The organism is Proteus faecis (assembly GCF_030286765.1).
Classification (GTDB): Bacteria; Pseudomonadota; Gammaproteobacteria; order Enterobacterales; family Enterobacteriaceae; genus Proteus; species Proteus faecis.
Genome location: NZ_JASVWV010000003.1, coordinates 1 through 15,461, shown reverse-complemented (window position 1 = coordinate 15,461; position 15,461 = coordinate 1). Strand labels below are relative to the sequence as shown.

The following is a 15,461-nucleotide window of genomic DNA, read 5'->3' as shown; positions in this document are numbered from 1 at the left end:
CCTATGAGCCGATTGATATTGTCCCCGCTGAAGAAAAAGCAGATGCGACAGAAGAAATAGCTAATTTCATTAAAAGTGTGAAATTGAAGTTAAAAATGAGGAATTTTGTAGTGAACTAGCCGGTAATGTGTTTGAGGAAAAATCGGAAGATAGTCCATTTTCAATAGCTGCGGGGCTTACTAGCTAGTGTTTTTAAAGCACGCAGGCCAGTGATGGTGCACTGACCTGCATTTTCACAGACCACCTGAATATGAGGTGATATATGACAGCTCCACATAATACAGAAGTTCAAAAAACAATTCATCACGTAGCGAGCGAACTGGCAGCGTTAGAGTTTATAAATCAAGATGCTGCACGCGAGATCTCACAAGTTGCCGAAGCGGTTGCCAATATGTTTACGGTGCTTTATTACCAAGCAGAAACCGGAGATGCAACAAAACAGGATTTTCAGGAAGCACAGGCTAAGCTTCAGGAAGTGTTGTTAACATTATGATTTGTCGATTCAAAGGCGGTAATTAACCGCCTTTGAGTCCTGTAAGGCCTGTAAATAGTTTTGTGTATTATGATTTTAACAACTCAATCATATTTACTATAATGCGTAGCATATAATTGACCGCAATTGGGTTTTCGGTAATGATCGAACTGGTGGATCGAGTAAAGTAGTTGTTAACTGAATATGGTATTTTTGTGGTTTTAAGATAAATTGTATTTGTAATTATTTGTTTTAAAAAATATTTAATTTTTATTGACAATCGAGTGTGGGTGACCCTCATCGGGTAGGAGACTATCGAGCGATGGCCATTTCTTAATCCCAGCATGTTGTCATAAATAAAGGAAATTCAACCATGAGTGAAGAGTGGATTCTCCAGACTAAGGAAACTCGCAGGGTATTTTCTAACGCGGCGTGGGTTCCTTTGAGAGCATCTGTTGAGAGTAAGAAAGGGGAGCTAAAAGAAGTAGGCTATGTCAGTGAATATTTCGGCTGTGGCTCTGTTGCATTCCTGCCAGAGCATCGGCAGCTAGTTGAGGAACGTCTTGGATGGAACAATATAGGCATTGGGTACTCAGCCGTGCCTCATGCATACGAAGATGGATATTATGCGTCCATTGACCAATATCAATACAATGATAAAGAGCCAATAGGTGTCAATCTAGTTTATGTACACCCGCAACCTGTTGTTGGTGGTAAAAAATGGATACTGAGCCCTGATTTGGTAGTCGCGTTGCGCTTGATCAAAGAGGGGGACAACTGGGTCAGACCTGAAGAAAATTTCGTTGTGGTAGCTCGCGAGACAGTGAGTGAAGATGGCGAGTATCGTCAGATAGAAATAAAAAGAGAATTTTTACTCGATTATCTAGCAGCCAGAAATTTATCGCTCCGTCTTTCATATTACCGACAGAGGGTAGAAAACGTCCCTGTATTTGAGGACAGCGTATATTCAAATCTGCAGTCTCACAATGAGGAACGAGATAATGGTAAATTCACCCTAACCATTCGCAAACTTGATGACGTCTTTGGGGGAAGCTGGGCGATGTTTAGAGCCTGGAGAACGGATGTAGATGAGGATGAAGACGCCCCTATGATGGGCCCTGAGAATGACTCGAACACTGACTATGAAAGATCTGAGGGGCATAGTGGAGGCTATAAAGGTGTACGGGTAGAGGGAGAGTTTTGGCGTGAGGAATGGATAGACCACCAATCAAAAAGCCTACGTGTCCGTGGCGATACAGATCCGAGTCTACCACAATTCATCGTGGAAACTGATGGAACGCGAATGAGATCAGCAGAGCTTGATAACGAGGACATAGGCCGCTGGCTATGGTTTCGGGTCAGCGTCGTGAATGAGCTTCTCAATAGTCGAGGATTTAAGTTGGAGTGGTATACGGCTGAAACTGGAGCTATTAATTCCACATCAGGATGTAAAACGCATTTCGGGATAAACAATTCGGATCTTATTACCGTATATGCTTATGATATCGCACGACTCGCCCCATGGGAGCAGCATGTTTGGGCGGGGCATAATGTAGCTCCTGAAGGAAAGGTTTCAAGTGAACTACTGGACGCTCAGGTGATGGTGAAACCAGCATCCACATATGCGGTTGAAGAAATGTTTTTTGGAAGCATGAGGCTTTTGGAAGACGGCTTCAGGCATAAATACGGAATATCGCTGTTCACCCATAATATTGATGACTCTGAAGTAGGGCAGCAAATATCAAGGTTTGCAAGCAAAGACAGAGTGACACTACTCAGACTAGCCAAGGATATTATTCGCGTGTTCTCGGACAGGCTCAACGTAACCGAGCTACGCAAGCTTTCTACACACCAAGAGAAAGCCAAGCTCGGTTCAAACAAGTTGCTCCAAAGTATTTTGGCTGAGAAAATTGGAGACGACAAAGCCAAGAGAGTATTTGCTGAAATTGCCGGTGCTTATGATATGCGAGTGGGAGATGCACACCCTACAGGCTCAAAGATAACAGACGCGATCAAACTTGCGGGCGTCGATGAAGAAAACTCGCCATTGCGGCAGGGAGAGCAACTCATTCACAACGTTGGGCGATCGATTTGGTACATAGGAAAATTTTTGTTCGGTGAGACTGATAAGTCGGACGAGTAGTAATGACTGCTTCTGTCCGGTTTCAGTCAGTCCGGATAAGCGGTACAGCCAAGAATGGACGGATTTTTAGTGGTTTGAGCAGGTTATTCTTATGGCTGAGGGCATTCATGAACTATAGGTGATTGATGAAAGACCGTAGTCACGACAAGTCGAGGGTCGAGCTTTTCCAGGCCGATTCATCTTATAAACTGGTACCGTTTTCTGTACAGAAAACGGTGTCACACTGAATTATATTCAACTGGGTAAACCTCAACAAAACGCATTTTTCGCCGTGATTTTTTAGATGCCTATTTATTTGAATCACTGAGTCAGATAAAAAAATGGCCTAGTTCTGGATGCAGGATTACAACCGTAACCTGACACATGAAAACCTGAATAATCTTCCGCTCGAGTTTTACCGTAAGCAACTGGAAAACGCTAATCAGAACTATTTCAGATAAGGGGAAGTAGACATCTACAGTTGGTGGACAGGATCAAGATACTGGAAAAACTCTAAAACAGTAGCTAGTTTTAGTTGACCACTACAAATGCGAAAAGTGTTTGGATAAGAGCGCACAGCATGCATTATTCATTTTCTGACAGCGGGAGCTATATTGGAGTGAACAGAGTGAGATTGAACCTTGCCTACCATGGTCGGAACACGACCTTCGACGTGCCTGAGGCCTCTAAGTTCGATGGTGGCGCCTATGCTGCGGACATTAAGGTCCTTGAAGCCCTGCCTGTGTGGACCGGTACTCCGAACGGCCTATCACTCTGGCAGAACCAGAAGGAGGCAATAGCTCTCGGTGCCGCCTACGTCCGCGTTTCGCAACAAACGGGTGAACCCGAAGGCGCCCTTGTCAAGATGCCGACGGGTAGCGGGAAATCGGGGGTCATCGCCGTGCTGACTCGATGCCTCCCCAAGGTTCGACGTGCGCTGGTACTAACGCCAAGGGAAGGCCTTGTTCAGCAAATGCACGCCGATATCCGGCGCAGGTTTTGGGCGAACATGGGATGCGCAGAGCCGGGCAACAAGGTCTGGTCGGACTCTGGCGTCGAACCTGCGGCGATCGAAATTCTGCTGCCGAACAGGGCTCGAACCGAACAGATTTGCAACATGGTGGAAGCTAGCGACCGAACCGTTCTTGTAGGCACCCTCCAAGCTCTCGACAAGATCCGGACAGAGCGAGACAAGTTGAGGCGTCAGGCTGCTGGCGTTCCGCTAAATGAAGCAAAGTTGGCGGAACTCACACGGCTGGACCGCATCCTTGATCTGTTGGGCACGTTCGATCTCGTCGTCGTGGACGAGGGGCACTACGAGCCGGCAGCGTCGTGGAGCCGGAGCGTCAGAGAACTTGCGCTGCCAACTATCCTGCTTAGCGCTACCCCCTTCCGCAACGACTATAAACTTTTCACCGTACGCGGCTCGTTCGCCTACAACTTCTCGTTTCTGAAGGCGGCCGACGCCAAAATCGTGAGGGACGTGTGCTTCGCCACGCTAGACTCGCAGAACGGTAGCGCGACGGCCATCAACTGCTTTAACGAGGATATCGACCAGGCGTTAGCCGACGGCGACGCATCGGCAATCAAGACCTTTGCTGACCAGCTGCTCGAACTCGCACCCTTGCTTACTAAGGACCGCCCGGCCGGTTCAAAAATCATCGTGCGGGCCGCATCATGGAGCGCGCTCGCGACGTTGCAGCCCCTCCTTTCGGGGAGCAAACAGACAGACGCGGTGTTGATCCATGACCAAGTGGGCAAGGGTGATAACCGTAAATTGCATCCGCTTCGCTTCGTCACGGTAAGGGAGGCGCAGAAGAAGGCCGGAGAAGCGACCTTCTGGCTGCACCAAACAAAATTACTTGAAGGCATCGACGATCCGATGTTCGTCGCTGTCGCTATTTTGGATGGTTTCACGAACGACCGCCAGCTCGTGCAACAGATCGGTCGGGTGTTGCGCTCGACCGATGCGAAGCGCCAGCAAATCCAGATGGCGACGGTGGTTGCACGCAACGCCGAGCAGCTCGCAAGGCTCAAGACCAGCTGGGCACAATACCTGGCCTTCGAAGCCGCAGGGGAGGAGAATCTTGCCAGCATCATTCCCGGCGAGGCTTATCTGCCCGAGAGGATCGTCCCGGCGATGCCGGATCAACAGTATGTTGATGGGAGCTTCCGCCAGAGACTTCCTGTAACGGGTCCGTTGCACCGTGATGATCTTCTGGTCCCCCGCCGCGCAGCGATTTTCGCCATCGGTCCGGACTTCGACGCGACTCTTGCGGAAACTGAGACCCGCGAGGGCATCGTCGCCCGCAATCGCTTCGTGGTCCACCCCGTGGACGATTTGCCGGAAGGAGTCTGGGGCTGGACCTTCTTCTCCGTCGACGAAAGCCCCTACCTCAGTCGCCATTTTGTTACAGAATGGCAGTTTGGGGTCACGCTAATGGTGCGGATCAACGACCGACTGTTCGTGTTCGACACCGACGGTGTGCCGTTCGATGCCAACAAGATCGGCGTCACGCGTCTGGACAGGCAGATCCTCGTCCGGCTCTTCGGTCCGAGCAGCAACGACCGTAAGGTCCGCATCACCAAGCTGGCTGCCACATCGCTCGAAATGGCGGACCGCGCGATCCGGGCGACGACGACCAGCACCGCATCTTTCGAGGATACGTTTACGGACTTGCTGGATGCGGTGCTCCTTCCTACCAACGTCGCGGGATATGTTGGAGGCACCGCACGCTACTTAGGCCTTAGCCGTTCCAAGGTCACTGACGCGAGTGTCCGCCGCGTTGGCGTCGATGAGTACGTGAGGTGGGCCACCGATATCGACCGCGAGCTCACCGCCGCGACGGCGGGCAACCGGGTGTTCGATCGTTTCGCGCAGCTCACAACACCGGACCCAGAAAAGGCGAAGAACCCCCGGAATATACTGCTCGATCTGCAGCCGCTTGACGACTTTGGAGCGTTCATCGCCGACCGTGAGGGGCAGCCGTCGACGCCGAAGGCGCCGTCCTTGATCGACCTCTGCGCCGACATCGACGACGGCCAATTCCAGGTTACGATGAGTGATGGTAGCAAGCTGGGCTGCTCGATCACTTACAACCCCAAGTCCGGCCGCTACGCAATCTCAAGCGACGAACTCAACGCCATTTTCCAGCAAGGCTTCTCGGCTTCGGGTATGGTCATGACGTTAACCGAGAGAATCAACGCCGAGCAGGCGTTTCGCGTCCTCACCGACGAGGCCGATAAGGTTTACATGCATGGCAAATGGGCCAAGGCGCGGGAGATCGTGTCGGACAGACGTGTCCCGGCACTCGATGTTGCTGTTGCCGTACCGGCGCTGAGAGACACGTTCGTGGAGAAAGGAGAAGCAGCATGGGCGAACGGCAACGTCAGCAAGTGGCAAAAGGAGTCGATTTTCGGACTGACTGCCAAATACATCGGCCTCACCGGCCCGGCACCCGACGACTACGCCAAGGCGCTGCGGGAGTTCCCTCTTATCCTCCTTGACGACGACGGCCAGGAGATGGCCGACTTCATTCTGGTCTCAGACAGCAAGGTGGTGCTGCTTCACGCAAAAGCTCTGGGGAAGGACGACGGTGACGAAAGCGCCTCCGTGACGGCCATCCAGGAGGTTGGACGCCAGGTGGCTGCATCGCTAGGGTTCTTCCTGACCTCGTCGCCCCAAATCGAGAACGATCGGTGGCAGCGCGCATACACCGCGAACAAGACCACTATCCCAGCGCCAGCGTCGGGAAGTATCCGCATCTTCCGCAACACTGGAGGGGTCGCTCCCGCTGACGTTGCTGATACGGTACGCGCGGCGTTGCGTGATCGCCGTATTGCCAAGGAGGTCTGGCTCGTCGCAGGCCGGTTGCTAAACATTGAGACTGCGCGCAAACGTGCGTTGGCGAACACTTTGACCAACCGGACGCGGCAACTTCTCATGTACATCGACGGCCTGTCGACGACGTGCGGCCGCGCGAACGCCAGGCTGAGGATCTTTGCGCACTAGGGTAATCGAGCGTCCGCGACTTGCCAGACCCGCCGTTCAACCAGTCGCGGAGGAACGGCGCCTTCGGTCCAGGCCCGGCCATGCTTACAACCTCTCTCTGTGGTTTCGGTGAATCATTGTTGAACGGCAAAAGGGAGCACCTCCGGGCCTTTAGTTCTAAGCATGGCATCAATCATGGTATTGTTTGTATCTTTCTTAATAATTTACTGATAAATATATAATTTATATGTCTATTAATAATGGAGTGGGAATAAAATACCGTTTATCAGCAATAGTTGATAAAGGTTAAAAAACCAAGAGCCATCAGTATGTTACTGGTGGCTTTTTTGTCTATTTCTATTTATTAGCGATAGGCTTATTTTTATAAACAATAAACTCAATAAATTTTTGAATTGATATTTATTCGCTTAACGGTAATTTAGAATAAGTTGTTCTATCGTAATGAATAGACCTTTATTATTCTTACTAAGAGATCTTACAAATTAAGAAAATAGGAGATAAGGAGATCATGCATAATGAGATATTAAAAAAACTCCCACAAATAGAGCAAGAGCATCAAGTTAAATTACTTTATGTTGCAGAAAGTGGTAGCCGAGCCTGGGGATTTGCTTCAACAGATAGTGATTATGATGTACGAGGTATTTTTATACGTCCTCGCAATGCTTATCTTTCTATAGATAAGCCAAAAGAAACCTTCGAATGGATAGAAAATAGTTGGTTTGATGTAGGCGCTTGGGATATTACCAAAGCACTACATCTATTGCGAAAATCGAACTGTATATTATTAGAATGGCTTCAATCGCCAATAGTTTATCAACAATATCCTAATGTTCAAAAAGAGTTGTTTGAACTGGCAACACTCTATTACCAGCCAAAAGTCATTGTGCATCATTATAGAGGGATAGCTAAAGTTGTGAGTGGCTATTTTCCGGAAGATAAAACAAAAAATGAAGCCGATGAAAAACCTATAAAATTAAAAAAATGGTTCTATCTATTACGCTCTCTGCTGTCGGCTTATTGGACAGTAAAAACAGGTGATATCCCACCCATGGAGCTAAATAAATTGATAAAAATCTTATCTGTTGAAGAACAAAATGTTATCCACGAATTAGTAGAATTTAAATCAGATAAAGATGAGCATTTTACTTGGGTTCCAACAGTGGCGATGCAACATCTGGTGATTTTTTTATGGCAAGAGACAAATGTCCAATTAGCTAAAAGAACAGTACCAGATAATGAAATTTTAAATAATTGGTTTAGGAAAAAATTAGATGAAACTGACTATTGAAGATATAAAACCTTACCTTTTATTTGAAAGTATTGCTGGAAGTCGTTCACATAATCTTGCAACGGAAACATCGGATACAGATATTAAAGGTGTATTTTATCTCCCTAAAGATCTTTTTTATGGATTGGAATACACACCCCAAGTAAGTAATGAAACTAATGATATAGTCTATTACGAACTTGGAAGGTTTATAGAACTATTGTGTGCATCTAACCCTAATATTTTAGAGCTGTTGAATTCACCTGAACATATGGTTATTTATCGACACCCTTTAATGTCATTGATAAAACCAGAATGGTTTTTGTCTAAAACTTGCGTTCAAACATTTGTGCACTATGCTCAAGGACAAATTAAGAAAGCTCAAGGACTAAACAAAAAAATAGTAAATCCGGTTGAAAAAAAATTAAAAACGATCCTCGATTTTTGTTATGTAATTGAAAATGGGAAAACAATATTAATCAATACGTGGCTAGAAAATCGACATTGGAAACAAGAGCATATTGGGTTAACAAAACTTCCCCATGCTCAAGATATTTATGCAATTTATTATGATGATAAAGCGCCTTATCAAGGAATAATAAAAAAAGAGAATGCTAATGATGTATTGCTAAGTAGTATTTCTAAAACAGCAAAACTAGAAGGTTATCTTAGTTTTAATAAAGAAGGTTATAGCGCATATCGCAAACAATATCATGAATATTGGCAATGGGTTGAGCAACGTAATGATGCTCGTTATCAACAAAACATCGGGCATGGAAGAAGTTACGATAGTAAGAATATGATGCATACTTTTAGATTACTTTATATCGCACTAGGGATAGCACAAGAAGGGAAAGTGAAGGTTTGGTGTGATAATAGAGATGAATTATTAGCAATTAAAGCAGGACAGTTTAGTTATGATGAATTATTAGAGCGTAGTGAAATTCTTATTAAGGCTATTAAGAGTGCATTTCAGCTAAGCTTATTGCCTGATGAAATTGAACCTTCAAGTGCGGAACTTGCTCTTATAAATATGAGAAAAGAGCTTTATAAATAGTAGGAAAATAAACTAACTAGAAATTAATATCCCTTACGTAATGTAAGGGATATGCTATTTTTAATATTTTAAATATACGAACAAAATATGAAAATATTTATTAAATAGCGTTAACGTATAAAAATATTAATTAGTTGCAAGGTACTCTGGGTAAGCATCTGTTAACTTCATATATATACGTTTGTGCTCTGCATTTTTTCTGAAATCTTGTTTTAAACAGATTTTAGCTGTATTTTTTAACTCTGCTGGTACATTTTCAGCGTTTGTAGAGGCAATAATGGAAAAACGCACTTTCCTTTTAGACCGACTTAAATTATAAGGTAAACCTAAAATACGTCTTGCGACTCTGTTTGTTTTCACAACTCACTCCTTTTTGCATGTAATTTAGAGAAAGCCTATTCATTATAACAGAAAATAAAAAGGATAAGATGCTGGTAATCTTATTAGTTTAGCATTAAAGGCTATTTAGTCTCTATATTTTAAAATATAACAAGACTAATAAAATAAATATTTTTCTATTTAAAATTTAATTAACTATCTAAATTGTATTTAGTTAAAATTAAACTATTTACACTTATTAGGTGTATTTTAAATATTTGTCATATTAAAAATAATAAATTTACTTTAATATTAACAATAAGTTATTTGTCTCATAATTGAGATAAAATAAGCTGTTTCAAATTACAATTAATTATCATTTTTTTGAAAAAATATTAGAAACGAGATATCGCTAAAAATTTACGTTATTTTAATTTAAAGAGGTATGGATCCAATTAAGATAACCTTTAAAACCATTTTCAATCGGTATTATAATCACTTCAGGAGTCTCATAGGGATGTATTTCGACAAGAGCATCAATTAAGTTTTGCTGTTTGCTTTTTTCGGACTTTATCATCATAAGTACTTCATTATCTTCAATAATTTTATTGTCCCAATGATAAATAGATTTAACTTGAGGTATTAAGTTTACACAAGCAGCAAGTTTTTCATTGATGAGGTAATGAGCAATTTCATTAGCGATTGTTTCATTTGGTGCTGTTGAGTATGCAATTATCATTGTTTTTCCTTTTAAAATTAATTTGATTTTTCATAGTAGCAATAAGGCTTGGTGATTTTAATTTTATCAAAATAAAACTTTTTAAAACTTAAATCTAATATTTTTATTTTTAGCGAAATAAAACAGTATTTTCAAAAAAAACTTTCTCGATACGAGCTGTTTACGGCATTATTAAGGGCATTTTACGTATTATAAGGTTCTTGTAGTAAAGAAAAATATCAGGGTGCCGATATTATTAGCAGATTAATGAAATCTATCTATTTGTGTTATAGGCTTAATTTGGCCAAAGGCATTTTATCTTCAATAATATCTCTAATATAAAATAAACTAATTAGTCATAAGATTTATAAAAATTTGTGGGGTTTAAAATGGATAATAATTCGCTAAAAAACGCGAGTTTATTTGATAATGATCCCGTTCTCTATGCAGCGTGGCTTTACTATCAGGACGGACTCAGCCAAAGTGAAGTTGCAAATATTATGGGTGTTTCTCGTGTTACTGTCGTGAAATATTTGCATTTAGCTAGAGAAAAAGGATTCGTAAATATTAACTTGGATTCATCAGTATTTTCTACGATTGATTATGCCATCAGAATAAAAGCAAAATTCGATCTTAATAATGTGCTTATTTTACCTGATGAAGAAAAGAATAAGTCGCAACATACTTTAAATATGAACAGAGAAAGATTAGCAAAAGCAGGAGCAATGTATCTTTCTCAGATAATTAATGATGATGATATTTTAGGTGTTGCTTGGGGACGAACAATTTATAAATTGGGTAATTATCTTTCACCCAAGTCATTAAAAAATATCACGGTACTACAAATGATAGGTGCCGTAGCACCACAGCCAGATTTTAAAACAACAGAAGCAGCCGCGTTAATTGCAAACAAGTTGTCAGGGTGCAGTATTAATTTGCATGTACCTGCGGTAGTTTCTAGTGCGCGTCTAGCAATGGAACTTCAAGCTGAGCCTATTATTAGGCGCAGTTTTTCAGCGCTAAATCAGTGTAATAAAGCCCTTTTTGTTGTGGGTAATACATTTGATGATAATCCTTTGGTAACAACGGGGGTTTTAACGAGCAGTGAGATGGCTCAATATCGTGATTTAGGTGCTGTTGGTGTAATTTGTGGCCGTTTTTATGATGCGCAAGGTAATCCTTTAGTTTCTGATATTGATCTTAGAATAATGGGAATAAGCCTTGCTCAGTTAAGACAAATAACACAGCGACTTTTTATTGCTGGTGGTGTGGAAAATATTCAAGCAACAATAGGGGCGATAAAAGGAGGTTATGCCACTGATATTGTGATTGATGAAGTGACAGCGTTGGCATTATTAGAGCTAGATAACTAATAATAAAATCCTCGTGAAAGCGAGGATTTGTTGGCAAGTGTGACTATTTAAGATCTGCTTATCCCTGATAATAAGCATTTATTTTGAGCGGCCTTTTTCTTTATGTGTAAGCTTTAAGAAAAAGATAAAAATGATAAGTTGTTAACATTTTTATCTTTTTTAATATGAGCCCCTTGCCTTAAACACTTATATCATTCATTATATAAAAAATTATATAGCGATGATTGGGATCACCACTTTTATGAAACGCCAATTGCTTGCTAGTCTAGGATTAGCATTAGGATTAATTTGCCATAATACATTTGCAGCCGAGCTTCATCTTTATGCAGGGGCTGGATTAAAGCAACCCGTAGAGCAGGTTGTGGATGTGTTTGAAAAAGAGACAGGAAATAAAGTCACTATTGAATATGGTGGCTCAGGCCAAATATTAACACGCTTTAATTTAACTAAGCAGGGAGATTTATTCTTTCCTGGATCACAAGATTATGTTGAAAAGTTAGATAAAGAAGGCCAAGTTGTTAATCAGTATTCTATTGTTCGCCATATTCCAGTTATTGCTGTGCGTAAAGATAAAGTGGGTAATATTAAAACGCTAGAAGATCTTGCGAATAGTTCATTAAAACTAGGAATGGGGGATGCTAAAGCTATCGCATTAGGAAAAAGTGGCGAACAACTTATTGATGCATCAGGCCAAGGCGATAAATTACGTGATAAAGTTGTTGTACGTACAGCAACTATTAAACAATTGCTTATGTATTTATTAAATGGGGAAGTGGATGCTGCCATTGTTGGATATGCAGATGCAATGAAAAATCAAGATAAACTTGTTTTACTTCCAGTTCCCGAAGGTAGCCCAGAAGAAGTGGCAACACTTGCTGTTTTAAAAACATCAGTCAATCCAGAAGAAGCACAATTACTTGCTGATTATTTTACTCGCGCTGAAGGGATAAAGGCTTTTACTGATTATGGTTTTCTTCCTGTAATTTCGAAACCATAAATTTTTTCTCACATAAATTGTGTTTTTTTGCCACCAACTCACTGGTGGCTTTTTTCATTATTATAGCAAAATAAATATTATCTTAAAAAAAGGAAATAACGTGTTTCGATGGGCATTAATTCCACTTTTTTTATTGTTATTTCTGATCTTAGGCTCACTAATTGCGCTGATATCTCAACTTTCTTATGTTGAATTGAGGCAAGTTATTATTGATCCTGAATTCCATTTTGCTATTGGCATGTCACTTAGTACAGCGCTAACGTCTTTATGTTTAGCAATTATCTTAGGTGTACCCGCCGCATGGGCAATGGCAAGAATTCCTTTTAAAGGGCATCGTTTCATTGATGCGTTATTAGATTTGCCTTTGGTGACTCCTCCATTAGTTATTGGTATCGGATTATTATTATTGTTAGGAAATCAGGGGCCTTTAACGGGTATTTTTCCTGAGTTATCTCGCTCTCTTTTTTCACCATTGGGTATTATTATTGCTCAAACTTATGTCGCTAGCGCGATAATTATGAGAAATAGCCTTTCTGCTTTTAAGTCGGTTGATCCTGCTTATATTCAAACTGCACAAAATTTAGGATTAACACCAACAAAAACATTTTTCTTGATTGAAATACCACTTTGCTGGTCGGCGCTAATGAGCGGAAGCATTATTGCATTTTCTAGAGCTTTAGGTGAATTTGGCGCTACGTTAATGTTAGCGGGTGCAACAAGGCTAAAAACCGAAACGTTGCCTATGGCAATTTATTTAAATATCGCTAGTGGAGACTTCACTCTGGCAATAGGCTGTGCACTTGTTCTTATTGCTATCGCGATTACTTTATTATTTGCCTTACATCGTTTACAGCGAGAAAGGAAAAGATCATGCTAGAAATTCGTTCATTAACAACGGGTATATTAAAAAATGTTTCGTTGGAGGTAGAAAAAGGAACATGTTTAGGAATAAGTGGTACATCCGGAAGTGGTAAAACAACGCTTTTAAATGCAATTGCTGGATATACTTTATACTCTGGTGATATCTACCTTGCAGATAAAAATATAAATAAACAACCAGTATGGTTACGCTCTTGCCGATATTTAAATCAACGGCTTTATTTATTTCCGTTTATGACAGTGACACAAAATTTATGGTTAGCACAATATGGTGCAAAACAGAAAAGAAGTAAAGAGAGAGAAAAAGCGATATTAGAGCAAATGGGAATTGCACATCTTGCTACACGTTATCCTTATCAAATATCAGGAGGGGAGCAACAGCGCGTCGCATTGGCAAGAGCGCTTATTAGCCAACCCAAACTTTTACTACTGGATGAACCTTTTTCAAGTTTGGATTGGGAAACACGTTATCAACTTTGGGATTTAATTGATTCCTTAAAATCTAAGGAGATAACGATGATCATGGTTACTCATGAGCCTCGTGAAATAAAAGCGCTAGCAGATAAAACGGTTTTATTGTCTAAAGGACAAGTTGTGACTGAGAATTCTATGCTATGAAATTATTGATTACCAAGCCATTACTGACCAATGGATAATACGGCCCATAATTTTTACAGAATTTGTTTCCGCTGATTCATCAGGAAATTCGTCTTTATTATAGCTACGTATAATCAATTTACCGCCCGGTTGGCGATAGAGCAGTTTTATTCTAAACAAGGCATCTTGTTCGATCGCATAAATACCACCATCAACAATACGTGTGTTGCCCGTATCGACAGTAACTGTTGAGCCATTTGGAATAACAGGTGACATACTGTCGCCATAAACAGAAAAACAAATTACGTTCTGAGAAGATGCGCCATAACGGCGTAATGTGCTTTTTGAAAATCTTAATTTATATCCATTATGATCTTCGTTAGTACAACAACCGTCACCTGCTGCGAGCTCAATACTTTTAAAATAGGGAATTTCTACTTCATCAGCACCTAAAGGGGTATTACTGTCCCATTCACTCACAGGTTGCCATTCATTCTCTGGTGGAATTTCAGAAGTTGCATTGGTTTTTTCTTCACCTTCAAGTAGCCAAGCTAAATCACAATCTAATGCTTTTGCTAATTCAGGTAAAAAACGGGGACGTTTAGTTTTACCGCTTTCTAGTTGCTCTATGGATTGCTGTGTCGTACTTGCTAAAGTGGCAAGTTCTGATTGTGTTAAACCTAACGCAATGCGTTTATCTTTGGTACGTTTCGCAATAGACATTAGTGACTCCTAATACGTGTCCTTACATATTCAAGTACAAAGAGTATATCGTAAAAAGAAAACAAATTAAATTGTATTTTATCTTAAGCTTAAAATGAAGAATAGATTAATTACTTAATTTTGAAAACGTCGTCAGCACTATCTGGTGGGGTAAGATAAGGGTTTTCATCAGTAACTTCAGGATCTCTCAAGACTTCTCCACAGAAAATAATAAGGTCAGGTCTTTTGTGTTTTAAGTAGTTAAGTCGCGTTGTGCATTCATCTTTAGTATAAATTGTTTCTGTAACAGGAACGGCATCACAAGAATCATTTCCACAAGGACTTACCAACAATACATAACCGACCAGCATGAGCTGTGAAGTAAACATAAAATATCCTTTTAACTATTCATGTTTGGTCATCAAAATCAGACCGCTAGATTACCTATTTGTTGATAAAAAAGCAGTTTCTATTTGTCTTAAATAGCATTAATGATGCAAAAAAGTGTATGTGATCACAATTTTTCTAGTGTTTGTTTGTATTTTTTTGCAATGTGTTATAGGCGAATGACCTAAATATCAGACAATAATACGCTATGATATATTGTGAAAACAAATAGAATTGTTTTTTGCTCTGCTTACTTGTTGTAATGTTGTTATTAGTATTATTTAAATTAATATTCTCTATGAAATATTAATTTAAATAATGTTTGTTAATTAGATAATGTTAGGTAAAAAACCTTATATTTAGCGAAAAACGCCGTAAACCCTCGCCCAATGCGAGCGGGGATATAAGGCGAAAAGCCCGCAGGGCTTTAAAGATCAATCAGACGTTGACTGACTCTGAACGTAGGCTCTGAGCGTTTCAATCGTTGCCCCTCCGGTGCTACAGACAAAGTACGATCTCGACCACAAAAGCCCCGTTTTACTTTGCATCCGTAAATGTGT

14 protein-coding genes and 1 pseudogene are annotated in these 15,461 nt (G+C 41.4%); 10 read left to right on the top strand and 5 right to left on the bottom strand.

The features are described from left to right. Positions 1 to 262: 262 nt before the first annotated feature. The 6 genes and pseudogenes from QSH13_RS05670 to QSH13_RS05645 all read left to right on the top strand — a co-directional run bounded on the left by QSH13_RS05670 (position 263) and on the right by QSH13_RS05645 (position 8,930). Entirely contained in the window at positions 263 to 493 is a 231-nt protein-coding gene (locus QSH13_RS05670) for a type I toxin-antitoxin system ptaRNA1 family toxin (protein WP_196544235.1), read from the top strand. A gap of 352 nt (positions 494 to 845) precedes the next feature. After that, positions 846 to 2,615 carry a hypothetical protein gene (locus QSH13_RS05665; RefSeq protein ID WP_196544234.1) on the top strand — a complete coding sequence of 590 codons (1,770 nt, stop codon included), beginning with the start codon at positions 846 to 848 and terminating at the stop codon, positions 2,613 to 2,615. Positions 2,616 to 2,814: 199 nt separating this feature from the next. Continuing rightward, positions 2,815 to 3,055: pseudogene (locus QSH13_RS05660) on the top strand (integrase core domain-containing protein); the annotation flags it as partial. 119 nt (positions 3,056 to 3,174) lie between these two features. Continuing rightward, entirely contained in the window at positions 3,175 to 6,606 is a 3,432-nt protein-coding gene (locus QSH13_RS05655) for a DEAD/DEAH box helicase (RefSeq protein WP_286038916.1), read from the top strand. 508 nt (positions 6,607 to 7,114) lie between these two features. Beyond that, entirely contained in the window at positions 7,115 to 7,894 is a 780-nt protein-coding gene (locus QSH13_RS05650) for a nucleotidyltransferase domain-containing protein (RefSeq protein WP_286038915.1), read from the top strand. Then, on the top strand, positions 7,878 to 8,930 hold the full coding sequence (locus QSH13_RS05645) for a DNA polymerase beta superfamily protein (RefSeq protein ID WP_109406658.1): 1,053 nt from the start codon (positions 7,878 to 7,880) through the stop codon (positions 8,928 to 8,930). Before QSH13_RS05650 ends, QSH13_RS05645 begins: the two co-directional genes overlap by 17 nt. Positions 8,931 to 9,056: 126 nt before the next feature. Here the strand turns inward: QSH13_RS05645 and sra are convergent, their stop codons facing one another. Beyond that, complete coding sequence (gene sra, locus QSH13_RS05640; protein ID WP_109406657.1) at positions 9,057 to 9,290, bottom strand: stationary-phase-induced ribosome-associated protein; 234 nt, start codon at positions 9,288 to 9,290, stop codon at positions 9,057 to 9,059. A 388-nt stretch (positions 9,291 to 9,678) separates the two neighbouring features. After that, positions 9,679 to 9,987 (bottom strand): divalent-cation tolerance protein CutA, encoded by a 309-nt coding sequence (cutA, locus tag QSH13_RS05635; RefSeq protein ID WP_109398394.1) that lies wholly within the window; start codon positions 9,985 to 9,987, stop codon positions 9,679 to 9,681. 368 nt (positions 9,988 to 10,355) lie between these two features. Between cutA and QSH13_RS05630 the strand changes: the two genes are divergently transcribed. The 4 genes from QSH13_RS05630 (at position 10,356) to QSH13_RS05615 (ending at position 13,833) form a co-directional block, all read left to right on the top strand. Further along, entirely contained in the window at positions 10,356 to 11,339 is a 984-nt protein-coding gene (locus tag QSH13_RS05630; RefSeq protein WP_109398393.1) for a sugar-binding transcriptional regulator, read from the top strand. A gap of 241 nt (positions 11,340 to 11,580) precedes the next feature. Then, positions 11,581 to 12,336, top strand: a complete 756-nt coding sequence (modA, locus tag QSH13_RS05625) for a molybdate ABC transporter substrate-binding protein (RefSeq protein ID WP_109398392.1) — start codon at positions 11,581 to 11,583, stop codon at positions 12,334 to 12,336. A 100-nt stretch (positions 12,337 to 12,436) separates the two neighbouring features. After that, on the top strand, positions 12,437 to 13,213 hold the full coding sequence (locus QSH13_RS05620) for an ABC transporter permease (RefSeq protein WP_109406656.1): 777 nt from the start codon (positions 12,437 to 12,439) through the stop codon (positions 13,211 to 13,213). Beyond that, positions 13,207 to 13,833 (top strand): ABC transporter ATP-binding protein, encoded by a 627-nt coding sequence (locus tag QSH13_RS05615; protein ID WP_109398390.1) that lies wholly within the window; start codon positions 13,207 to 13,209, stop codon positions 13,831 to 13,833. The genes QSH13_RS05620 and QSH13_RS05615 overlap by 7 nt, the downstream gene beginning before the upstream one ends. Positions 13,834 to 13,842: 9 nt before the next feature. Here QSH13_RS05615 and QSH13_RS05610 read toward each other — a convergent pair whose 3' ends face one another. The 3 genes from QSH13_RS05610 to QSH13_RS05600 all read right to left on the bottom strand — a co-directional run. After that, a complete protein-coding gene (locus QSH13_RS05610) occupies positions 13,843 to 14,535 on the bottom strand; it encodes an XRE family transcriptional regulator (RefSeq protein ID WP_109398389.1) in 693 nt (230 codons plus the stop codon). A gap of 110 nt (positions 14,536 to 14,645) precedes the next feature. After that, positions 14,646 to 14,903, bottom strand: coding sequence for a hypothetical protein (locus QSH13_RS05605; protein WP_109398388.1), 258 nt, complete (start codon positions 14,901 to 14,903; stop codon positions 14,646 to 14,648). Positions 14,904 to 15,335: 432 nt separating this feature from the next. Next, positions 15,336 to 15,461 (bottom strand): transposase (locus QSH13_RS05600; RefSeq protein WP_196544385.1); only part of this gene is annotated, 126 nt, incomplete at its 5' end.